20 protein-coding genes are annotated in these 22,491 nt (G+C 70.7%); 6 read left to right on the forward strand and 14 right to left on the reverse strand.

Going from position 1 to position 22,491, the window contains the following annotated elements:
* Window positions 1-72: 72 nt before the first annotated feature.
* The 3 genes from ACT541_RS12015 to ACT541_RS12025 form a co-directional block, all read right to left on the reverse strand.
* Window positions 73-1,629: a lipoate--protein ligase family protein gene (locus ACT541_RS12015; protein WP_476137146.1), complete on the reverse strand. Its 1,557-nt coding sequence runs from the start codon at window positions 1,627-1,629 to the stop codon at window positions 73-75.
* A 526-nt stretch (window positions 1,630-2,155) separates the two neighbouring features.
* The gene (gene ndk, locus ACT541_RS12020; protein WP_476137148.1) at window positions 2,156-2,578 is read right to left on the reverse strand and encodes a nucleoside-diphosphate kinase; all 423 of its coding nucleotides are present in this window, start codon (window positions 2,576-2,578) and stop codon (window positions 2,156-2,158) included.
* 168 nt (window positions 2,579-2,746) lie between these two features.
* On the reverse strand, window positions 2,747-3,703 hold the full coding sequence (locus tag ACT541_RS12025; protein ID WP_476137150.1) for a hypothetical protein: 957 nt from the start codon (window positions 3,701-3,703) through the stop codon (window positions 2,747-2,749).
* 203 nt (window positions 3,704-3,906) lie between these two features.
* On the opposite strand from ACT541_RS12025, the gene ACT541_RS12030 reads away from it, so the two are divergent.
* Complete coding sequence (locus ACT541_RS12030) at window positions 3,907-4,536, forward strand: hypothetical protein (protein ID WP_476137152.1); 630 nt, start codon at window positions 3,907-3,909, stop codon at window positions 4,534-4,536.
* A 12-nt stretch (window positions 4,537-4,548) separates the two neighbouring features.
* Here ACT541_RS12030 and ACT541_RS12035 read toward each other — a convergent pair whose 3' ends face one another.
* Window positions 4,549-5,664, reverse strand: coding sequence for a pyridoxal phosphate-dependent aminotransferase (locus ACT541_RS12035; protein ID WP_476137154.1), 1,116 nt, complete (start codon window positions 5,662-5,664; stop codon window positions 4,549-4,551).
* A 418-nt stretch (window positions 5,665-6,082) separates the two neighbouring features.
* Here ACT541_RS12035 and ACT541_RS12040 point away from each other — a divergent pair, with 418 nt between their 5' ends.
* On the forward strand, window positions 6,083-7,687 hold the full coding sequence (locus ACT541_RS12040) for a DEAD/DEAH box helicase (RefSeq protein WP_476137156.1): 1,605 nt from the start codon (window positions 6,083-6,085) through the stop codon (window positions 7,685-7,687).
* A gap of 78 nt (window positions 7,688-7,765) precedes the next feature.
* On the opposite strand, the gene ACT541_RS12045 is transcribed toward ACT541_RS12040, so the two are convergent.
* The 10 genes from ACT541_RS12045 to tsaA form a co-directional block, all read right to left on the reverse strand.
* Window positions 7,766-8,398: a CAP domain-containing protein gene (locus ACT541_RS12045; protein ID WP_476137158.1), complete on the reverse strand. Its 633-nt coding sequence runs from the start codon at window positions 8,396-8,398 to the stop codon at window positions 7,766-7,768.
* A gap of 136 nt (window positions 8,399-8,534) precedes the next feature.
* Complete coding sequence (locus ACT541_RS12050; RefSeq protein WP_476137160.1) at window positions 8,535-9,224, reverse strand: Crp/Fnr family transcriptional regulator; 690 nt, start codon at window positions 9,222-9,224, stop codon at window positions 8,535-8,537.
* A complete protein-coding gene (locus ACT541_RS12055) occupies window positions 9,203-11,923 on the reverse strand; it encodes a nitrate- and nitrite sensing domain-containing protein (RefSeq protein WP_476137162.1) in 2,721 nt (906 codons plus the stop codon). Before ACT541_RS12055 ends, ACT541_RS12050 begins: the two co-directional genes overlap by 22 nt.
* Window positions 11,924-12,119: 196 nt before the next feature.
* Window positions 12,120-13,067: a cytochrome-c peroxidase gene (locus ACT541_RS12060; RefSeq protein WP_476137164.1), complete on the reverse strand. Its 948-nt coding sequence runs from the start codon at window positions 13,065-13,067 to the stop codon at window positions 12,120-12,122.
* A gap of 14 nt (window positions 13,068-13,081) precedes the next feature.
* Window positions 13,082-13,636: a hypothetical protein gene (locus ACT541_RS12065; RefSeq protein WP_476137166.1), complete on the reverse strand. Its 555-nt coding sequence runs from the start codon at window positions 13,634-13,636 to the stop codon at window positions 13,082-13,084.
* A 10-nt stretch (window positions 13,637-13,646) separates the two neighbouring features.
* Complete coding sequence (locus ACT541_RS12070; protein ID WP_476137168.1) at window positions 13,647-14,177, reverse strand: DUF2478 domain-containing protein; 531 nt, start codon at window positions 14,175-14,177, stop codon at window positions 13,647-13,649.
* Window positions 14,174-15,007 (reverse strand): ABC transporter ATP-binding protein, encoded by an 834-nt coding sequence (locus ACT541_RS12075; RefSeq protein WP_476137170.1) that lies wholly within the window; start codon window positions 15,005-15,007, stop codon window positions 14,174-14,176. Before ACT541_RS12075 ends, ACT541_RS12070 begins: the two co-directional genes overlap by 4 nt.
* On the reverse strand, window positions 15,004-16,029 hold the full coding sequence (locus tag ACT541_RS12080; protein ID WP_476137172.1) for a FecCD family ABC transporter permease: 1,026 nt from the start codon (window positions 16,027-16,029) through the stop codon (window positions 15,004-15,006). Before ACT541_RS12080 ends, ACT541_RS12075 begins: the two co-directional genes overlap by 4 nt.
* Before the next feature lies 1 nt (window position 16,030).
* Entirely contained in the window at window positions 16,031-17,074 is a 1,044-nt protein-coding gene (locus ACT541_RS12085) for an iron ABC transporter substrate-binding protein (protein ID WP_476137173.1), read from the reverse strand.
* On the reverse strand, window positions 17,071-17,559 hold the full coding sequence (gene tsaA / locus ACT541_RS12090) for a tRNA (N6-threonylcarbamoyladenosine(37)-N6)-methyltransferase TrmO (protein WP_476137175.1): 489 nt from the start codon (window positions 17,557-17,559) through the stop codon (window positions 17,071-17,073). The genes ACT541_RS12085 and tsaA overlap by 4 nt, the downstream gene beginning before the upstream one ends.
* 689 nt (window positions 17,560-18,248) lie before the next feature.
* Between tsaA and ACT541_RS12095 the strand changes: the two genes are divergently transcribed.
* The 4 genes from ACT541_RS12095 (at window position 18,249) to ACT541_RS12110 (ending at window position 22,394) form a co-directional block, all read left to right on the forward strand.
* Window positions 18,249-20,333 (forward strand): TonB-dependent receptor plug domain-containing protein, encoded by a 2,085-nt coding sequence (locus ACT541_RS12095; RefSeq protein WP_476137177.1) that lies wholly within the window; start codon window positions 18,249-18,251, stop codon window positions 20,331-20,333.
* 119 nt (window positions 20,334-20,452) lie between these two features.
* Window positions 20,453-21,070 (forward strand): MotA/TolQ/ExbB proton channel family protein, encoded by a 618-nt coding sequence (locus ACT541_RS12100; protein ID WP_476137179.1) that lies wholly within the window; start codon window positions 20,453-20,455, stop codon window positions 21,068-21,070.
* Window positions 21,067-21,549, forward strand: a complete 483-nt coding sequence (locus ACT541_RS12105; protein ID WP_476137181.1) for an ExbD/TolR family protein — start codon at window positions 21,067-21,069, stop codon at window positions 21,547-21,549. Before ACT541_RS12100 ends, ACT541_RS12105 begins: the two co-directional genes overlap by 4 nt.
* Complete coding sequence (locus ACT541_RS12110; RefSeq protein WP_476137183.1) at window positions 21,546-22,394, forward strand: energy transducer TonB; 849 nt, start codon at window positions 21,546-21,548, stop codon at window positions 22,392-22,394. Before ACT541_RS12105 ends, ACT541_RS12110 begins: the two co-directional genes overlap by 4 nt.
* Window positions 22,395-22,491: the final 97 nt, after the last annotated feature.

Below are 22,491 nucleotides of genomic sequence, written 5' to 3' on the forward strand. Positions count from 1 at the left end.
CTTGGTGGACGAGACGCACGAAAAACACAAGGGCGGGCAAGCCCTGTGTATGGTCGCGGGCCGCGTCCGGGCCTATCGGGCGGGAACCTCTCCCATCACCTTTTCGAGCGTGTCGAGATCGAGCGCCGCTTCCGCCTTGAAGGCTCCGCGATAGGCGAGGTGTTCCTCGGCGAGGTCGTAGCAGGTCGCCCCCATCACATCCATCAGCACCGCGTCCATCCCCGCCTCGCGGAAGGCGACGTGACGCTTCACGAAGAAGTCGGAGCAGCACATGCCGACATAGGCCGTGACGCCGCGCGCCTTCATCGCCGCGAGCGTGTCGCCGAGGTGTTCGAAGTCGAGGATGGTCGTGACCTCGAGGCCGCGGTCGCGCGCCATGCGATAGGCGTCGCCGACGGTGCAATGGCCGCAGTCGATGCAGTCGGGCGTCGGCCTGAGCGCGCACCACGCCGGCTTGGCGCAATAGGGCACGAGCAGGACGCTCGCCCGATGCAGCGCGTCGCGGGCGTCCGCCCCCGGCCCCACCAGCATCAGGCCGCTGGTCGCGGCGGGGCCCAGACCGACGGCTTCGGCGATGCGGCCCTTCTCGACCGCGCGGGCGGCGAGGCGGACGAGGTCGGCGGACGTGAAGCCGACGAAGACGTCGTCGTCGCGCAAGGCGGACGCGATCGCCGCGGGCAGATCGGCGACGGTCCGCCCCTCGCCCGCCGCGGCGATGCGGGGGCCGAGGTCGACCGGCACCCAGGCGGCGTCGGTCGCCAGCCGCAGGTCGTCGATGCGGCCGTCCGCGTCGCGGTCGAGCCGCAGGCGCAGCGTCGCCTTGGCGGTGCGCTCGATCGTCTCCCAGCCGTCGCGCGGCACGGCGTCCCAGGGGGCGGTGTCGGGCGTTGCGGCGGGGGGCGCCGGCGAATCGGCCACGGCGACCGGCGTCGCGCGCTGCCAGCCGTCGGCGGGAAGGCCGAGACCGGCGGCGAAGGCCTGCCCCAGCGCTTCGACGACGACCACGTCGGCGGGGACGGCGCCGAGCCGATCGGCCAGCGTCGCCACCCGCTCGCGGGCGTGTTCGAGGCCGGTCAGCGTCAGCTTCTCGGTCGGCACCAGCAGCGCCGAGAGCGCCGAGGCGACGTCGAAGTCGGCGAGCAGCGTGGCGAAGAGCACGGCGCGGGACGCATCGCCGGCGAGGAAGACCGAGGCGATCTTGGCGCCGCCCGGCACCACGAGGTCGTTGGGGGCGACGAACACCGCCTCGACACCGAGGCGGGCGAGCGCGTCGGCGACGATCGCCCCGCCTTTCGCCAGCCGTTCGGCCGGGTCGGCGCCGAGGCGCGCGGCTTCGCAGGCGAGAAGCGCCACCCATTGGCCGGCGTCGTGCCACAGGGCGCCGCCACCGGTCGGCCGCCGCAGCACGGGGATGCCGCGGTCGCGACACCAGGAAAGCCGCACCTCGCGGGCGATCGCCTGTTCGCGCCCGACGGACACGGCGGGCTCGGGACGGAAGAGGCGGAGAATCGGCAGCGCGGACGAATCGACCGACGCTGCGACTGCGGCGAAGGCGTCGTCCATCCGCGCCGGACGGTCGTCGACCACCAGCCGCGCATCCAGCCCTGTTTCCCTCGCCCGAACGGTCATTCGCCTGCGGATCTCCTCGCTCGCGAGGTGCAGCTTGCGCCCTCTCGGACGACCGCGTCCATAGCGAGGTTATCCCGTACGACTTTCGTCTATTCGGTTCCGAAGAACATTGAAATTTACGAGCAAAATATTGTTTTTACGGTGATATTTCGATTGGCGAAAAATGCGGCAGCAGCTGCCTGAAAAGATGACAAACCGATTTAGACCGATTAAGGTCCTCACATCAAAAGAGGGCGAGCAAAGACCGGAACGGCAGCTCGAAGCCCCGAAAGATGAAAACGCGGTCTAAGTCTCGGGAGGATGTCCCCGGGCGCCCGAAGCGGGAAAACCCGCACGGAGCTGCCGGCATCCGTCGCCTTCGGGGGTGACGGGCGCATCAATGGGGAAGCACGCGCAACTGCCAATGAAGCAAGGCCCCGCAAGGTGCCTTGCTTTTTTATTGGGCCTGCCGGCCGCCATCCGAAACGCGAGAGCCCCGCCCGGAGGTCCGAACGGGGCTCTCTTCGCATTCAGCGGGATCGGGCGATCAGCCGACGATCTCGAGACCCGAGAAGAAGAAGGCGATCTCTTCGGCCGCGGTCTCCGGAGCGTCGGAGCCGTGCACCGAGTTCTCGCCGATCGACAGGGCGAAGTCCTTGCGGATGGTGCCCTCGGCGGCGTTCGCCGGGTTGGTGGCGCCCATGACTTCGCGGTTCTTGAGGACGGCGCCCTCGCCTTCCAGGATCTGCGCGACGATCGGGCCCGACGACATGAACTCGGTCAGTTCTCCGAAGAAGGGACGGTCCTTGTGGACGGCGTAGAAGGCTTCGGCCTGACGCTTGGAGAGCCACAGGCGCTTGGAAGCGACGACGCGCAGACCGGCGGCCTCGAAGCGGGCGACGATGGCGCCGGTGAGGTTGCGCTTGGTCGCATCGGGCTTGATCATCGAAAAGGTACGTTCGATCGCCATCTCGGGGCATCCTCTCGTCGGAAAACGGGTTGGAGCGGCCGCGGGAACGGCCGTTGGCGGGGCTTCTAGCACCGCGAGCGGCATCCGCCAAGCCGAAGGACCGGCGAAAGCGCCGTCGCGAGCGCCGCAGGCACGCTTTCGCGCGCGCCGGCGGCGCCCCGTGCCCGCTCAGCGGCCGCGGAAGTCGCGGAAGCCGACGTCGGGCGCCGAGGTGTTGTGGGTCGAGGGCTGCGGCCGGTCGAAGGAGACCGAGGCGGCCTGGCCGTCCTTGTAGTCGACGACGACGGTCGAGGTCGGCGCCGCGCCGGGCGTGGCGCGCACCACCGTCTGGGCGGTGTCGGCATTGCCGGGGGCGACGTACATCGAGCGCAGAGCCGCGAAGGGCAGGCTCGAGAGATCGACGCCGTCGAGCGCCACCTCGACCGCGGCATTGCCGACGGTCAGTTCCTTCAGCGTCACGACGGCCTTGCCGCCGCGGGCGAATTCGAGGGTGAAGGCGAGCTTCGCCGGGTCGAAGCCGACCGTCTTGTAGGCGACGAAGGGCCGCGTGCTCTCCTCGACCGGGCCGATCAGGAAGGACGAGCCGTAGGCCACCTCGCGCATGCGGAAGGGCGGCAGCGCCTTGAGGCGCCAATAGCCGTCCTGCGGATAGAAGACGAGGAACTCGATCGGCCCGGCCGGCGTCTTGCGCCACAGCTGGACGAGATGGAGGAAGTTCTGCGTCAGCTTGCCGATCGTCACCGGCACCACGGTCGGGCGCCAGAAGTCGGGATAGACGACGCCCTTGAGGATGTACTCGTCGTCCTCCCACAGCGTCGCGGTCGGCGGCGTGTAGTGCGAGGCGCCGTCGGCGCCGCCGGAATGGCCGAAGTTGCAGCCCGAGAAGTCGGGCGCGCGGATGTCGCGGACGATGGTGTCGACGTAAGCCGGGGTCTTCGCCTCGACCACGAAGGAGGCGACCTTGGGCGCGGTCAGCGTGTAGTAGACGTTGTCCTCCTCGGCGCACTTGGTCACGTAGGACTTGTTGTGCAGGTCGACCGAGATCGGCTCGCCGGCGAAGGCCGGGGCGGCGAGCGCGAGGCCGGCGAGAAGTCCGGCGAGCGCGCCGATGCGGATGAGGGTCATGTGTCGGGTCTCCTCGGAGGGCCGCCGGGGTACCGTCGACGGGCCGCCTCGCCATCACCGCAGAGCGGCGTTCGATCGGTGGTAGCCTCGCCGCGGCCCGGCGGCAAGAGGCCGCGAAACGTGTCCCGACCGCGATCGGGGCTTGACGTGGGCCCCCGAACGACCACATCGGGGAAGCTCCAGACCCAGGGGAAGGCATACCGATGACCGACGACGTTCCCGGTTCGCAGGACCAACCCGCGAAGCCTTCGCTTCTCGCCCGCGTCCTGCGCCTGCCGACGCTCGTGCTGGTGGCGATCTACTTCCTGATCGACGACGTCGTGCTGGCGGCGTTCCGGCCGATCGTCGCCTGGGCGGCGGGGCTGGAGGTCGCCCGGCGCTTCGCGATCTTCCTCCATCGCCTGCCGCCCTATCCGACGCTCGGGCTCTTCCTCGTGCCCTTCGTGGTGCTCGAGCCGTTCAAGCTCGGCGGCCTGTGGCTGATGGCGACCGGGCGGTTCCAGAGCGGCCTGATCATGCTGGCGGTGGCGCATGTCGCCTCGATCGTGCTGGTCGAACGGCTGTTCCACGCCACCCGCGACAAGCTGCTGACGATCCCGTGGTTCGCGGCGGCCTACGGCTGGGTGATGCGGCTCTACGACTGGTCGCTCGGCCGCCTGCGTCGCACCGAGGCCTGGCAGCGCGCCGCGGCGATGCTCGCCGCCGCCCGCGCGCGGATCCGGGCGATCGTCGCGACCGTCCGGGCGAGCGCCTTCGCCGACAGGGTACGGGCGATCGTCGCCGATCTCCGCCTGCGCCTCACCCACTGGAAGATCCGCCTCGGCCGTCGCTGACGCGAGCCGCCCTCAGCCGCGAACCGTCTTCGCCGCATCCGCCAGCGCGCCCGGCAGGGCTGCCGCCAGCAGGTCGAGGTCGGCGTCGTTGCCGGCGGAGATGCGGATGCAGCGGTCCATCGGCGGCGTCCAGGGTTTGCGTACGAAGAGATCGCGTTCGATCAGCCCGTCGAGCACCGCCTTGGCGAAGTCGCCGTCGCGGCCGCAGTCGACCGTCACGAAATTGGTCGCCGAGGGCAGCGCGACGAGGCCGTTGTCGGCGGCAATTTCGGCGATCCGCGCCTTGGAGCGGTTGACCCGGTCGATCACGGAAGTCAGCCATTCGTGATCGGCGAGGGCCGCGAGCGCGCCGGCCTGGGCGACGATCGAGACGCCGAAGTGGTTGCGGATCTTGTCGAAGGCGCGCGTCACCTCCGGCGCGCCGATGCCGTAGGCGATGCGCATGCCGGCCATCCCGTGGGCCTTGGAGAAGGTGCGGAAGCGCAGCACGCGCGGATCGTCGGGGTCGACCTTCGGCAGCACGCCCGCGGGGGCGAACTCGCCATAGGCCTCGTCGAGGATCATCAGGCTGTCCTCGGGCAGACGGGCGATCGCCGCCTCGACCGCGCCGGCCGACCACCACGAGGCCATCGGGTTGTCGGGATTGGCGAAATAGAGAAGCGGCGCGGCCTCGCGGATCGTTGCGTCGACCAGCCCCTCGAGGTTCTCGCGATCGTCGACGTAAGGCACCCGAACGAAGCGGCCGCCGTGGCCGGCGACATGATAGTCGAAGGTCGGGTAGCCGCCGAACGAGGTCACGACCGGCGTGTCCTTCTCGACGAAGAGGCGCACCGTGAGGCCCAGCAGGCCGTCGATGCCCTCGCCGACGACGATGTTGTCGGGCCGTACGCCGTGATGGGCGGCGAGCGCCGCCTTCATCTCGAAGAGTTCGGGGTCGCCGTAGAGCCAGCTCGTCGGTCCGGCCGCCGCCATCGCCGCGAGTGCCTTGGGCGAGGGGCCGAAGACGCTCTCGTTGGCGCCGATGCGGGCGCGGAACGGCCGACCGCGGCGGCGTTCGATCGTCTCGGCGCCGACGAAGGGCACCGTGGAAGGAAGCGAGGCCATCAGCGGCGTGAAACGAGGGGGCATGGGCGTTCCTGGGCAGCGTTTCGCGTTTGGTCGTCTCATCTATCGAGCCGGCGGGGGGGATGTCGAGAGTGTGCGATGCGGATCGCGCCGCGCCCTCCCCTCGGCGGCCGGTCGGACGGCGGCGCGCGCGCCTGCGGCGAATTGCCTTGATCCCGACACGAACTTCGTGCATTGACGGGTCCAGCGACGCCGCGGCCGTCCACAGGGATGCATCGCGGAGGTTCGACAGAAGCGTGAAGAACGCCCGCGCGCGGCCCCGAAGGCCCGAAACATGCGCGGCAGGCGTTCTCTCTCGAGCCGCTCGATCGCTTATCCCTCGACAGCCCCCATCTCACGCGGGGATCGTCATTCGATCCCGTCACGCGAGCCCGCCGACATCGGCCGGCTCCGGGGCCTGTCGCATTCGAAGGTTCAAGACTTGACCCAGTTCACCGATTTCGGCCTCGCCGCCCCCATCCTCCAGGCGCTGGCCAAGGCCGAATACACGACGCCCACGCCGATCCAGGCGCAGGCGATCCCCCATCTCATGGAAGGCCGCGACCTGCTCGGCATCGCCCAGACGGGCACCGGCAAGACCGCCGCCTTCGCGCTGCCGCTGATCCATCGGCTGATGGCCGATCATCGCCGCCCCGGCCCGCATTCGGCCCGTTCGTTGATCCTCGCCCCGACGCGTGAGCTCGCCTCGCAGATCGCCGAGAGCTTCCGCACCTATGCCGGCACCGCGCCGCTCACCGTCGAGGTCGTCTTCGGCGGCGTCTCGATCGGCAAGCAGGAACGCGCCATCTTCCGCGGCGTCGACGTGCTCGTCGCCACCCCCGGCCGCCTGCTCGACCTCGTCGATCGCGGCTCGTGCCGGCTCGACCGCGTCGAGTACCTCGTCCTCGACGAGGCCGACCAGATGCTCGACCTCGGCTTCGTCCACGCGCTGAAGCGCATCGCCAAGCTGGTGCCGGCCAAGCGTCAGACGCTGCTGTTCTCGGCCACCATGCCGAAGCAGATCGCGAACCTCGCCGAAGGCTGGCTCAAGGAGCCGGTCAAGGTCTCGGTCGCGCCGGTCGCCACGACCGCCGAGCGCGTCGAGCAGTCGGTCTACTTCTGCGACGTCAAGTCGAAGCAGGCGCTGCTCGAGCATCTGCTGGTGCAGCCGAACTTCGACCGCGTCATCGTCTTCACCCGCACCAAGCACGGTGCCGACCGCGTGGTGAAGCACCTCGACCGCGCCGGCATCGTCGCTGCCGCCATCCACGGCAACAAGAGCCAGCCGCAGCGCGAGCGGGCGCTGGCCGCCTTCCGTGACGGCGAGATCGGCGTGCTGGTCGCCACCGACATCGCGGCGCGCGGCATCGACATCGACGGCGTCTCCCACGTCGTCAACTTCGACCTGCCGAACATCCCGGAGAGCTACGTCCACCGCATCGGCCGCACCGCGCGTGCCGGCGCCGAGGGCTCGGCCGTCTCCTTCTGCGCCCCCGACGAGCGCGCCTATCTGACCTCGATCGAGCGTCTGATCCGCGCGCCGGTGCCGAAGCTGCACCTGCCGACCGGCATCAAGGAGCGCGGCATCCAGCTCGCGGCCGAGAACCGCCGCGAGGACGACGAGATCCTGCAGCCGCGTCGCGAGCATCACCACGCCGGCCGTCCGCGTGACGGTCGTCGCGGCGGCGCCCCCCATGCGGGTGGCGGCGAACGCGATCGCAACGGTCCGGCCAAGGCGGCCCGTCCGCAGGGCGGTCGCGGCCCGCGTGCCGAGACCGCGCCGCGCGACGGCGCCCGCACCGAACAGCGCACCGGCAATCGCCCGCGCGTCGACGGTCCGGCCGATCTCGCCCGTCGGGTCGAGAACGCCGCGCCGCCGGCCGGTCGCAACGACGCCCGCCGCGGCCCGGCCAAGCCCGCCCACGGCGACAAGCCGCGCGACGGTGCCCGCCCCGACAATCGCAAGGCCGAGGGCGGTCGTCGCTTCGACGCCACCGCCGATCGTCCGCGCGGCCGCAGCGGTCGTCCGCCGCGTCGCGACGCCTGATCGGCGGCGCGCGCCCGAGAAACACGAAAGGCCCCGGATCGCTCCGGGGCCTTTTTCATCTGCAACCGTTCGAGCGCCTCAGCGGCCCGAGACGAAGGGCACCGAGACCGGCATCCTGAAGAGCGTCGCCGTCGGCTCGGGCCCCCAGCGGTGGCCGGAGGGCGTCGGCGTGGCGGTCATGGGATCGCGGCGGGGACGGGCGAACATCAGGCACCAGTAGACGTCGCCGCGCTTCTTCGGGTTCTCGGCAGAGGCGATGCCCATGCGCGTCATGTCGGCGTCCTTGAGGCCGCGATCGTGCGGCGGCGACTTCTTCCAGCCGGCGATGGTCTGCTCGATGGTGCGATAGCCCTGACCGAGATTTTCACCCGCCGTCTCATAGGCATAACCGCCGCTCTTCAAGCGTTTTTCGAGCCCGCCCCACGGCTCCAGCTCGTGCGTCATGCGGCCGGCCTCGGCGAGGTGGCCGGCATATTCGCGCGCCAGACGCGTCAGTTCGCCGTCGAGCGCCAGCGGAGCGACGCCGTTCGCCGCGCGGTATTCGTTGATCAGGCGCATCGCCTTCTGCGGGTCGACCGGCACGTAACCGACGTCGTCGATCTCCTCGACGTGGAGAGGGCCGCGGGCGCAGGCGGCGAGCGGCAGGGCCGCGAGACCGACGACGAAGGCGCGACGCGCCGGATCGGCGAGGGTCCTGGACGGGGGCAGCATGGGGAATCGTCTCCGGGGCATCATCCGAGCCCGCCTGCCATACGCGCGCGGCGAGACGATGGCCAGACGCGCGACCGCATGGCGGAAACACGATGACGCGAGCGGGTGGCGGGATCTCGCCGCCCCTCGCCTTCCCTCACTCGAACAGATCCTCGCTGCGACCCGGGAAGATGCGGAAGGTCTTGTTCTTGGTGAACTCGACGACCTTCAGCTTGGACAGCCGGCGCAGGCCGCGCGACAGGGTCTCGGGCGTGGTGCCGATCAGCGCGGCGATGTCGCGCTTCATCAGCGGCGTCTTCACCTCGATCATGTCGTCGTCGGCGTCCGAGGTCTCGGCCAGCGTCAGCAGCGTGTGATAGAGCCGCTGCGGCACGTCGAGGGTCGAGAGATGGAAGATGTGATCCTCGTAGGTGGTCGCCTGTTCGGCGGCGAGCCGCATCAGCTCGAGCAGCAGTTCCTCGTTCTCGTGCAGCGCCGTCTGGAAGCGCTCAGCGGGGATGGTGATCAGCTCCGAGGGGCCGACCGACTGACAGCTCGAGCGATGGACGCGGCCGCCGAGCAGGTCCTGCCAGTCGAGCAGGCCGCCGACCTGATGGGTGCCGAACATCGCCACCCGGCCGCATTCGTCGATGCGCTCGAGCACCAGCGTGCCGCTCAGCGCCAGATGGACGGTCGCCACCGGCGTCCCCTGGTGGAAGACGTAGGAGCGCGCTCGGAAACGCGTCGTCGCCGCGCATTCCTGCGGAAACAGGCGATGCACGATCTCGAGCAGGGTTTCGGAGCCGCCGGCCGGAGCCGCGGTCTTCAGCGATCGCGTTTCAACCATCGTGTGGGTCTCTCGAGCGGGATGACGTTGGCCGCGCGTTCTGCGACCACGGGGAGGTAGATCTCGAGCGTGCTGCCGCTCGAGGAATCGACGCGCGACTGGATCCAGCCGCGCGCGCCGTCGACCACCAGTCGGACGATGGCGAGCGAGAGTTCCTCGCCGCGCTCGTCGCCGACCCGGCTGGTCTGGAAGCGAAGGACCTTCGACAGGGTGCGTGGCGCCTGGGTGGTGCGGTCGTCGCGGATGGCGATGCGCAGATGGCGGCGCCCCTTGGTCTCGCAGACCTCGGTCGAGAGGCCGACCACGCCGGGCTCGGTGCCGACGGTCTCGGCGAGGTAGCCGATCAGGTTGGCGATCATCTGCTCGACCGCCTCCGGATCGCTCGCCACCCGCGCCTCGAGCCCGTCGAAGCGGGTTTCGACCAGGATGCCCGCGGGCGACGTCGGCCCGTGCTCGGCGAAGGCGGCGGCGAGGCGGGCGACGACGTCGACCGGCTCGATCGGGCGGTCGGGATCGAGCGCCAGTTCGAGCTGTTCGGCCAGCCGCTGGATGCGCAGGGCGACCTCGTGGGCTTCGCGAGCGGCGCGCCAGGTCTCGGTGCCGCTCGGCGTCTCGCGCAGGATCTTCTCGGTGTTGCGGCGCAGCGGCTCCCAGAGATGGGAGAGTTCGCTGCCGAGGCCGGTGGCGAGACGGTTGGTCGCCTGGGAGAGGTGCAGCCGGTCGAGCTCGTCCTGCAGGCGGCGGCGCTCCATCTCGGCCTGTTTGGCGGCGGTGACGTCGAGGGCGACGCCGTCCCACAGCCGGCCGTTGCCGGTCTCGACCGCCGAGGCGAGGATGCGCACCCAGGCGGGCGGGCGCCCCTCGGCACGGCGGATGCGGCATTCGAAGTCGAGCGAGCCGCCGCCCATGCGGCGCAGCAGATGCAGCAGCACCAGCCGGTCTTCCGGCGCGATGCAGGCGCGCAGCACCTTGCCGACGCTGCGGTCGAGGACGTCGCCGTCCTTGAGGCCGACGAGTTCGTGCAGCTTGCGCGAGACCGCGACGACGCGGGCCGGGCCGCCCTCGACCTGGGCGACGCGGAAGACGATGCCGGGCAGGCTGTCGAGGGTGGTGCGCAGGCGGTCGGCGGTCTCGGTGCCGCGCCGCGCCTCGAGCAGGTCGCCCAGGATCAGGCGATCGCGCAGCGCGGCGACGTCGCGGGCGAGCACGGCGATCTCGTCCCGGCCGGGCGCATCGGCGAGCGGCACGAGGCGTTCGCCGTCGGCGAGACGGCGCAACGCCGTCCCGAGCCGATGCATCGGCGGGATGACACTCCAGCCGAGCACGACGATCAGGCCCAGCGACAGCGCGACGACGCAGAGAATGCCACCGCCCATCGCCAGCGCGTGGCGGCGGGCGGAGCGGGCGATTTCGGCGGTCTGCTGTTCGACCTCGCCGACCAGCTTCTTCTCGATCGCCCACATGCGCTGCAGCCGCAGGCCGGTGGTGTCGGACCAGTCGCCGGCCGAGGGGCGATCCGACGACGCTCCGTCGAAGCTGCGGCGCATGTGCTCGAGCATCGGCGAGACGGTCGCGGCGGCGCCGAAGAGGTCGTTGATGCGGCCCTCCGACAGCATGACGAAGGTGCGGGTCAGCGTCTCCTGCTCGGTCGCCAGCTGGGCGATGAACTTCGGATCGTGCGACAGGACGTTGATCTTGACGCCGGCGAGCAGCGACGTGCCGAGCATCCGTTCGGCGCCGGCGCGTTCGCGCGCCTTGGTCATGAAGACCCAGGAACTGACCTTGCGGGCGACCTCGGACGGGTCGAGGCGACGGGTGGCCGCCGGGACGATCTCCATCAGGTCCGCGACGATGGTCTCGTAGTATTCGATCGTGGAATAGACGTCGTAGCTGCCGGTCTGGGCGTCGGAGCGCGAGCGCGGCAGCAGGGCGAGCGAGGCGGCGGCATTGTCGAGCGCATCGAGGATGGCGCGATCGGCGACTTCGGCGCGGATCCGCGTCGAGGCGTCGACGAAACGGGCGATCGCCACGTCGGTCTTGGCCAGTTGCTCGTTCAGCACGGCGCGCTCGCGGCGCGGCGAGCCGACGATCATCACCGCCTGATTGCCCTCTTCCTGCAACTCGTAGACCAGATCGCCGATGCGGGCGTCGATCTCGACCACGGTGGCGAGGCGGTCGGCGGCGCTGAACTCCTCGACCGAGCGCATCACGAAGATCGAGGTGAGGCCGAGCACGACGATCAGCGGGATCACGCCGATCAGCATCAGGCGCCAGCGCAGCGGCAGGAAGTCGAGGCGGAAGCGCGGGCTGAAGGGGCGCGCGCCGTCGCGGCCGAAGCGTTCGCCGAACTCGGCGTCCTGGCGGCCGACGTGGTCGTAGACCCAGGCCCGGACGAAGGCGACGATCCGCCCCATCTGCTCGGCGTCGCGCAGGTCGAGCGGATGCGACACCAGCCACGACCGCGAGGTGATGAACTCGGAATGCCGGCGATCGAGATCGCTGCAGCCCGCGTTGCGCAGGACGTGGGTCTCGGATTCGAAGTGGCGATCGAAGGCGGCGAGCAGGCTGCGCAGCAGGCGCGCGACGGTGCGGCGCTGCCCACGCGCGTGGGCAGTCTCGATCTTGGCGAGGAGATCGAGCAGGTTGGCGTGATCGCCCTCGATCATCCCCATCGTGGTCTTCGTCGTGGCCGACGGCATGGCACCCACTCGGATCCCCGACGACCGGCCTGCCGCCTTCGTGCGGGCGACATTCGACGGGTCGTCATCCTCCGCTTCTAGGCGCGCGGGAGCCAGCGGCCGTGACGCATGTCAAGTCTAAGGAACCCTACGCTGTGTCGAAACGACGCGTGGGACGAAGGAGAATCGGACGAGGAATCGCACCGCCCTCCCCGTCTCACGGCAGCGGACAGGCGGCCGGCGGCATCGCGAGCTTCGGGTCGTCCGAGAGCGTGCGATCGGTCAGGCTGCCGAGGAAGGCGGCGATCTCGGCACGGTCGGTCTCGGAGAGCGCCGGCACGAGGCCCGGCGCGTCGTGGAGACGGATCGCCTGGGAGAGCGTCGTCGCCCGGCCGTCGTGCCAATACGGCCCGGTCATCGCGACGTTGCGCAGCGGCGTGGTGCGGAAGGCGAAGCGATCGGCGGGCCTGCCCGTCGTCTCGAAGAGGCCCTCGTCGTATTCGCCCTCGACATGCCCACGCACGACGTGGAAGGCGTCGTCGGTGAAGTAGGGCGGAGCGTGACAGGTCGCACAGCCGCGCTCGGCGAAGAGCACCCGGCCGCGCTCGGCAGCCGCATCGGCGAGCCGCGTGCCGGCCTTCGTCGCGCGGTCCCAGTCGGACTCCTCGGCGACCATCGTCCGCTCGAAGGCGGCGATGGCCGACGTCACCTGCGCCATCGTCGGCTTGGCCGAATAGTCGGCGAAGGACGCGGCGAAGAGGCGGGCGTAGCAGGGATCGCGGGCGAGGCGCCCCATCACCTCGTCCTCGATGCCGCCGATGCCCATCTCGATCGGCGCGGTGCCGGTCAGCGGGTCGAGCGCCTGGCGCTCGAGGCCACCGGGGAGGTCCTTCGCCCAGGTCAGGTTGCGGAAGCGGCCGACATTGGCGAGGCCCGGCACGTTGCGCCGGCCGAGATGGCCGAGCGCGCCTGGATGGGTGCGGTTGCCGTCGGCGAAGCCGTGCCGTTGCACATGGCAGGTGGCACACGACATGATGCCGTTGACCGACAGATCCGCCTCGTAGAAGAGCCGCCGGCCGAGCTCGATCCGCGTCGCCTCGTCGGCGTGGGCCGCGCCCGCCGCGAGGAATGCCGCCGCCGCGAAGGCCGCGATGCCGCTTCGCATGACCGCCTCCCCCTCTAGCGCTTCTCGACGACGATGACGCCGCCGGTCGCCGCGTCGCTCGCCGAGAGCATCAGGACGTGCAAGCCGGCCGGCAGGTCGTAGTCGACGATCTTGCCGATGCCGGAACAGGCCGGGCCGCCGCCGTGGCCGACGGAGGCCGCCGGCTTGCCGTCGACCACCACCTCGATCCAGCCGCGCATGCCGATCGCCACCCGCCACACGCCGGCATGGGGGATGGTCAGGCGGAAGAGGCCGCCGCGGCTGACCGAGCCGCCCGGCGTCGCCGGACGCGGCTCGAAGGTGACGGTCGCGACGGGCTTCAGTTCCACGTCGACGGCCTTCTCGACCGGCACGATCGCGGCGGCGAGACCGGCCGCGTCGGTGGCGGCGGCGATCTTCACCGTCCGCGCCGTCCAGGAGGCGAATTCCGGCGGGATCGGCTGGGCCTCCTCCGGGCATTTCGGCTGGCGCTGCGCGGTCGGCGCCGGCAGCGGCTCCTCGGCGAGGGCGGGAACGGAGACGGCGGCGACGCCCGCGAGGGCGAGGGTTGCGAGGAGCAGCGTGCGCATGGGGTTCGCCTCAGGGGTTGGCGTGAGAAGGACGAAGGGTGGCGACCCAGTCGACGATCGCCTCCGGATCGGGGGTGAGCGGCGTCCAGTCGTCGCCGACGAAGGCGATCCAGCCTTCGAGGTGGTTGCGGTCGACCGCGACGACGGTGGCGATGCCGGCGTCGATCGCCTCGGCGAGCGGCACGCGGATGCCGCGGCCGGCCAGTTCCTCCTTGGCGAAACGGCCGCAGAGGAGCACGTCGGGCAGGGTCTCGATCGCCGCGGCGAGGCGCAGCGTCAGCGCTGCGATGCCGTTCGGGTCGAGGCAGCAGGCGTCCGAGCCGGGGCCGAGGTTCTGCGAGATCGGGATCTCCTCGCCGGTCAGGATGTCGTCGAGCCACATCGAGGGCCGGCCGTTGCCGTGCGGCGCACCGAGGCGCGGCACGACGCCGGCGACGCGCAGGTCGCCGCGGGCGAGGAGGCGGTCGCGGGCGCCGGCGAAGGCGGCTTCGATCGGATCGCCCTTGTCGTGGACGATCACGGCGAGCGGGATGGAGGTCATCGTCTTCCCCTTTCGCGGTCGAGGCGGCGGATCTCGGCATCGGCGCGCACGACGACGCGGCGACCGCAGGCCGTCGTCTCGAGCCGAACGTCGGTGCGGTAGAGCGCGGCGAGGCGCTCGGTGGTGAGGATCTCGTCGACCGGGCCGACCGCCAGACGGCGGTCGTGACCGAGGACGGCGACGCGGTCGGCGAATTCGAAGGCCTGTTCGGGCTCGTGGGTGGAGACGATCAGCGCGCGGCCGTCGGCGGCGGCGACGCGGATGCGGTCGACCAGCGCCCAGCGATTGCCGAGATCGAGGCTGGCGGTCGGCTCGTCCATGACGACGACCGGCGTGTCCTGCGCGAGCGCACGGGCGATCAGCATCAGCTGGCGCTGGCCGCCGGAGATGCGATCGACGCGGCGGGCGGCGAGATCGGCGAGGCCGAGCGCCTCGAGCGCTTCGGACGCGGCGCGGCGGTCCTCGCGACCGGGCACGGCGAAGAGGCCGAGCCGGCCGGTGCGCCCCATCAGCACGACGTCGAAGACGGTGTGTCCGGGATCGCCGAGGAAGGCCTGCGGCACATGGGCGACGGCGCGGGCGATCGCGGCGGCGGGCGCCGAGGCGACGTCGAGACCGTCGACCAGGACGCGGCCGGCGAGCGGCGGGATCAGGCCGAGGACGGTGCGCAGCAGCGTCGTCTTGCCGATGCCGTTCGGCCCCATCAGGCAGACGATGCCGCCGGGCTCCAACGTGAAGGAGACGTCGCGGGCGAGCACCGTCGCCGGGTCGTGGCCGATCGCCACGTCGTCGAGCACGAGGACCGGCGCGGGCGTGGGTCTCGCCGTCATGACCGCCTCCACGCGGCGATCCCGGAACGCCGGGTCATCAGCCAGACGAAGAGGCCGCCGCCGATCAGCGCCGTCAGGATGCCGATCGGCACCTCGATGCGGGCGACGGTGCGGGCGACCGTGTCGACGACCACCATGAAGGCGGCGCCGAGCAGGATCGACACCGGCAGCAGCCGGTCGAACCGCGTGCCGACGAAGAGCCGCGCCATGTGCGGCACCATCAGCCCGACCCAGCCGACGACGCCGGAGATCGCCACGACGCTCGCCGTGATCAGCGTCGCCGCGGCGATCACCACGAAGCGGACGCGGCGGACGTCGATGCCGAGCGAACGGGCGTCGTCGTCGCCGAGCGCCATGACGCCGATACGCCAGCGCAGCAGGAACAGCGGCACGAGGCCGACGATCACCGTCGGCGCCACCACGAAGATGTCCTCGCGGCGGACGCCGGCGAGGCTGCCGAGCAGCCAATAGGTGATCAGCGGCAGCTGGCCGTAGGGATCGGCGAGGATCTTGGCGAGCGAGATCGCCGCCGAGGCGAGCGCGCCGACGACGATGCCGGCGAGCACCAGCACCAGAATGTCGCCGTGGTGGCGCAGCGCGCGGGCGAGAATCGCCACCAGAACGACCGCCACGGCGCCGCCGACGAAGCCGAGGAGTTCGACGAGGGCCACCGGCAGGCCGAAGAGCAGGCCGATCACCGCGCCCAGCCCCGCCCCCGAGGAGACGCCGAGAATGTCGGGCGACACCAGCGGATTGCGGAAGAGGCTCTGATAGGCCGCACCCGCCGCCGACAGCGCCGCGCCGACCAGCACCGCGGCGGCGATGCGCGGCAGGCGGACGTCGAAGAGCACGGCATTGGCGGTCGGATCGCCGGGGCTTCCGGCGAAGCGGTCGACGATGGTGGCGACGACGGTCGCCGGCGTCAGCGGATAGGGGCCGATGCAGGCGGCGGCGACGACCAGCGCCACCAGGAGGCCGGTCAGGGCGGCGACGATCGCCGAGATGCGTTCCGGCTCGCCCACGTCATTTCTCCAGGCCGGAGAGGAGCCCGTCGAGCATCGCCGCGTCCGGTTCCACGCCGTAGAAGAGGCGATGGAAGCGGGCGACCTCGGCGCGCAGCGGCGTCGCCGGCCGGCCGGGGTAGAGCACGTGCGTCAGGATCGGCAGGCCGACCAGTCGGTTGACGGAAGGGGGAAAGTCGACCGAGCCGAAGGGCCGGTTGGGCGCGAGGAAGACGCGGCGGCGGGCGACGGCGGGAACGGCCTGCCATTCCGGCCGGGTCAGCACCGCGTCGCGCACCGGCGGATCGATGGTGACGATCGTGTCGGGCGCCCAGACCAGCACCTGCTCGGGCGAGACATGGACGAGGCCGCCGGCCTCGCGCACGCCGACGGCGACGTTGATGCCGCCGACCCGCTCGAGAATCTCGGTGTTGATCGAGCCGCGCGAACCGGTCTCGAAGCCGTCGTTGCCGCGGGCGAGATAGAGCCGTGGGCGCTCCGCGGGCGGCACCTGCGCCAGCACGCGGTCGACGTCGGCGAGGATGCGCTCGGCCTCGGCGGCGAGCATCTCGCCGCGGTCGGGCGCGCCGAGGATGGTGCCGAGCAGGCGCAGCGAGGCCGCGGTGGCGGCGAAGCGGCCGTCGATCAGCAGATAGGGAACGCCGGTCTGGGCCTGGATGCGGTCGGCGATCGAGCGATAGGTCGGATCGGTCGAGCCGAAGTCGACGATCACGTCGGGGCGCTCGGCCATCAGCCGCTCGGTGTTGACGGTGTCGCCGCGGCCGGTCAGGCGGCCGGTCTCCGGCAGATCGCGCGCCTCGGGGCGGATGAACGGCCTGTCCTCGTCGCGCAGCGCCCGCGGCCAGCCGACCAGCGTCTTCGGCGCGACGACGTAGACGGCGATCGCGGCCGGCGGGCCGGCGGCGAAGACGCGGGTGATGGTGTCGGGCACGCTCACCCGCCGCCCGGCGGAATCGACGACGTCGCGCGCCTCGGCGACGAGCCCCGTCGCCAGCGAGAGCGCCGCGGCGAGCACGAGGCGGCGGAGGGCGCGGGGGGCGTTCATGCCTCCCCCACCTGGAAGTCGCCGGGCTTGGGCGGGGCGAGCGGGATGAAGTCGGTCCGGTCGGGCTTGATGTCGACGAGCGGCGTGCCGTCGAGACAGTCGATGCCGCGGATGAAGAGCACCGGCCCCTCGCGCCGCTCGAGGCGGACGATCGAGGTGCCGATCGGATTGGGCCTCAGCGGCGAGCGGATCGAGAAGGTGCCGCGGGTGACGCCGTCGTCGCGCGGGCTCTGGGTCAGGATGTCCCGGCGCGAGCGGTGGAGCCAGTAGAAGATCTCCAGCATCTGCCCTTCGGCGATGTCCTGCAGCGCCGGCACCCAGGTCTCGAACACCTCGATGCGGCAGAGCGGCCCGTCGAGACGGCCGTGGCGCGGGCATTCGGACGTGTCGGTCCACGGTGTCCGGATGCGGCCGACGAAGACGAGTGCCGCGTCGTTCGCCCCGTTCCATTCGGCGACCGTCTCGCCGCGCCTGATGTCCTTCACGTCCATTGCTTCGACCTCTCGTCGATCCCGCGGGAGGGGCGCAGAGGCGCCGACCGCGATCGGGTACGTCGACTCAATTATTGATCCGCATTACATGACGCAAGCCGGATCACACCCGATACGACCGCGCTCGAGCATCCGTCGACGCCGCTTCGGGTGACGGAGACCGGGCCGTCCATCGTAATCCCGAGGTTCGAGCGCGGTCGTTCGCGACGATTCGGCCACGAATGATCGGCCGGTCGAACGCCATTGAATGTCTTCGATATCCATATCGTTCGTATTGAACGACCATACGGAGCACTATTTCACGTAAATATTCCAGACGTCGGCTACATATCGCAATTTACTCATGAAAATTTCGACATCATTCGTCGCATATCGACGATGAATTCGTCGATCTAGAGCACGAACATGGTCATCGTTGCACTTCGCGACAGATTTCGAACCCGTGCAGCAAAACGTCACGCATCCATGGCGATGGACTGGCGTTGTCGGCTTGTTTATGTAATCTGATTGCATAGCGATCGTCGCATCGCCGAGGGAACGGGGGTTCCGTCACGGCGATGCGTCGAGCTTCGGAGGGCACGGACGCCCGAACCGGAGCGCGGGGGCGCGGTCGCAGGCTTGGCGGCAACTCGAATGGGGCCGTGCGGGGTGTTCGACCCGCACGGTCGATCCCGGGGGGAGCAATGAAGATCAGATCGACGCGTTCCGTACTTCTGGCCGGCATCGCCGCCTTTCTGCCGGCCGGCATCGCCGTGGCCGGCGAGAGCGACGTCTACGACCTCGGCCAGATCCACGTCACCGCGGACAAGGAGCGCTGGTCGATCTTCGACCGCTTCGGCGGCACCGTCGTCACCGACGAACAGACCCAGCTCCATGCCAAGGAGACACTCGACCGCGCCGTCGATCTGGCGCCCGGCGTCGTCTCCAACAACTCCGGCGGCACCCGCAACGAGCAGCTGATCTTCGTCCACGGCTTCGACCGCTTCCAGGTTCCGCTGTCGATCGACGGCGTGCGCGTCTATCTGCCGGCCGACAACCGGCTCGACTTCGGCCGCTTCCTGACCGGCGACATCGCCGAGATCCAGATCGCCAAGGGCTATGCCTCGGTGCTCGACGGCCCCGGCGCCATGGGCGGCGCGATCAACCTCGTCACCCGCAAGCCGACCAGAGCCTACGAGGGCGAGATGCGGGTCGGCACCGAATTCGGCAACGACGGCACCTATGACGGGGTCAAGACCTACCTGCGCGCCGGCACCAAGCAGGAAGCCTACTGGGCGCAGATCTCCGGCACGTTCAACCGCATGGCGGGCTGGGAACTGCCGCAGAGCTACAATCCGACGGCGTACGAGAACGGCGGCCGGCGCGACCATTCCGACACGCGCGACTGGAACGTCAACGCCAAGGTCGGCTTCACGCCCAACGCCACGGACGAATATTCCATCGCCTACACCAAGCAGGAGGGCGAGAAGAACGCGCCCTACAACACGCTCGTCAGCACCAACCGCTACTGGTCCTGGCCGGAGTGGAACGTCCAGAACCTCGCCTTCAATTCGACGACGGCGATCGGCGACAAGTCCTACGTCAAGACGCGGGTGTTCTACACGACCTTCGACAACACGCTCGACAGCTGGGGCGACGCGGCGCAGACCCGGCACACCAATGCCGGCTACGTCTTCACCTCCTACTATCGCGACTGGTCGGCGGGCGGCTCGGTCGAGGCAGGAACCGAGCTCTTCGGTCGCGACACCCTGAAGGGCGCGCTCCACTATCGCCGCGACAGTCACACCGAGTGGAACGCCAACTACACCAATGCCTCGGGCACGTCGGCGGGCTGCACGGTCAACGTCGTGTGCTTCACCGAACCGAAGCAGACGACGGTCGAGGACACCTGGTCGCTGGCGCTCGAGAACACCTATCGGCTGACGCCGTCGGTCGACCTCGTGCAGGGCATCTCCTACGACTGGCGCAAGCTGTGGCAGTCCGAGGACTTCACCTCGGGCGCCTATGTCCACTATCCGCTGCGCGACAAGACCGCCTTCAACTGGCAGATGGCGGCGATCTGGCGCTATGCCGAAGACGCCAAGATCTACGCCAACGTCTCGGATCGCACCCGCTTTCCGACGCTGTTCGAGCGCTTCTCGTCGCGCTTCGGCGGCGCGGTCTCCAATCCGGGGCTCGAGCCGGAACGGGCGATCAACTACAAGCTGGGCTGGACCAAGGCCTATGCGCCGAAGAGCCAGGTGTCGATCGAGGCCTACTACGCCTCGGTGCAGGACATGATCCAGTCGGCGCCGATCGTCTATTCGGGCTCGTCGGTGACGCAGTACCAGAACGTCGGCGACGGCTGGTATGCCGGTCTCGATCTGGCGGTCGACCACGCGCTCAGGAGCGACCTGATCGTCGGCGGCAACGTCTCGCTGATCGAGCGCAAGGTGACGGCGCCCTACATCCCGGGCTTCCAGGCGACCGACGTGCCGGAGCTGAAGGGGCTCGTCTATGCGAGCTGGAACCCGATCACCGACGTGACGCTGACGCCCAACGTCGAGTTCGCCTCGGCGCGCTGGACGTCGCGGACGGTGGGCACCACCACGACCTATCTGCGCAGCGGCGGATACGGGCTCGCCAACGTCTCGGCCGAGTACCGCATCCATTCCAACCTGACGCTGGCCGCCGGCGCCCGCAACATCTTCGACCAGTACTACATGCCCTCGGACGGCTTCCCCGCCCGCGGCCGCTCGTTCTTCGCCTCGCTCAAGGCGACGTTCTGACCCCCCCGGACCGGTGCGCTTCCCGGTTCCTGGAGCGGACGGCGGTGGAGGTGGCTTCCTCCACCGCCGTTCCATTCGTCGCGACGACCGCGACGCGACGCACCTGACGGACACATCGCATGGACATGACACCCTGGGCGCTCTTCCTGACGGCCGGTCCGGTCGGCAGGGGCGTGATGATCGTTCTCCTCGCCGCCTCGGTGTGGAGCTGGGCCCTGATCGGCGAGGCGGTCTTCGCCCATCGCCGGCTGGCCCGCGCGGTGCGCGCGGCACGGCATGGCGGGGCGCTCGCCCCCGCCCTCGCCGAGGTCGCCACCGCCGGACGCGCGGCGGCGGACCGTCTGCCGGCGGGTCACGACGAGGAGCAGCGCCGCTTCGCGCTCGAAGACGCGATGACGCGGGCGGCCAAGGATCTGCTGCTCGAGGCCGAACGCGGCCTCGCCGATCTGGCGGTGATCTCGTCGACGGCCCCCTTCGTCGGCCTCTTCGGCACGGTCTGGGGCATCATGGCGGCCTTCGGCAGCCTCGGTCAGGCGCAGGACACCTCGATCGCCGCCGTCGCCCCCGGCATCGCCGAAGCCCTGGCCGCGACCGCCTGGGGCCTCGCCGCCGCCATCCCCGCCTCGGTCGGCTTCAACCGGCTCGGCGCCGCCTTCGCTCGCCTCGCCGCCGGTCTCGACGGCTGGATCGGCGAAGTCGCGGCCGGCGCGACGGACGTTCGGGAGCATGCCCCATGAGACGCGCGCGGCTCACGCGGCCGAGCGTCGCCGAGCGGGCGCGGGCCGACATCAACGTGACGCCGCTGGTCGACGTCATGCTGGTACTCTTGATCGTCTTCATGGTGACGGCGCCGATGCTCGCCGCCGGCTTCCGCGTCGACCTGCCGAGGGCCCGCGCCGGCGCGCCGCTGGGCACGACCCGCGCCGTCGTCGTGGTTATCGGCGCCGACGGACGCATCACCGTCGACGGCGAGGAGGCGACGCCCGAGACCGCCGTCGAGGCCGTCGAGACGCATCTGGGCAACGAGCGCGACCGACCGATCCGGCTCAGGGTCGACGGCGGGGCGCCGTACCGACTGGTCGTCGGCCTGCTCGACGGGCTCGCCACGCGCGGGCTCGACAAGGTCGGGCTGGTGACGCGCGTCGCCCACGAGCCGCCCGGCACGCCCGCCGCTGCCACGGCCGCCGCGGCGACCGCCGCGAGCCCGGTGCCGTGAGCCCCCTGCCCGCCCCGCGCCCGGACCGCGAGCATCGACGGCGTCGTATCGCCTTCGTCGCGGTGGCGACGGCGGGGCATCTGGCGGCGATGGCGACGCTCTCCGCCCTGCCGCCGCGCCCCGGCGTGCCGGCGGGGGTGGGCGGCCACGTGATCACCGCGGAAGCGATCGTCGAGGAGGCCGCCGCCGCGCCGGGACCGGTGGCCGCGACGCCGACGCCGCCGGCCGAGGCCGCGCCGAAGGAGCCCGAGACGGCCGAACCGCCGCCCCCGATACCGGAGCCGCAAACCCCGCCGCCCGAACCGGACCCGATCGAGGCGACGGAGCCCGCACCGAAGAAGCCGGCCGAGGTCAGACCGCCGAAGCCGGAACCCCGACGGCCGGTCGAACCGCGGGCGCACAAGCCGAAGAAGCCGCGCGAGCCGACCGTCGCGGCGACGCGCCCGCCGCGGGTCGAACGCACCGAGGCGCCGCCGAGCGAGGTCGCGACCGGCTCGGCCGGCAACGCCGAGGGCAAGGCGGCGAGCGGGCGCGGGCAGACGGATGCGGCGGGCGCACCGTCGGGCTCGGTGCTGGCGGCCTATGCGGCGCTGGTGGCGGCCGAGATCGAGCGGCACAAATACTATCCGCCGGCGGCGCGCGAGGCGGGGCTCTCCGGCACGGTCTCGGTCGCCTTCACCATCGGGCCGAGCGGCACGGTGGTCTCCCACGCGGTGACGCGCTCGTCGGGGGCACCGGCGCTCGACGCCGTGGTGCCGTCGATGATGGCGGCGACCCGCGTGCCGCCGCCGCCCGGCGGACGGTTCCGCGGCACGATCGCGGTGCGGTTCTCGGTCGGGCGGTGAGGCGCAACAAAAGCGTTTCCGATGGGGCACTCCCTGTTCGACTTCACCCTGAGGTGCCCGGCAAAGCCGGGCCTCGAAGGGCGAAGTCGTCGATGGG

This window comes from Pinisolibacter sp. DMC100 (assembly GCF_056313705.1).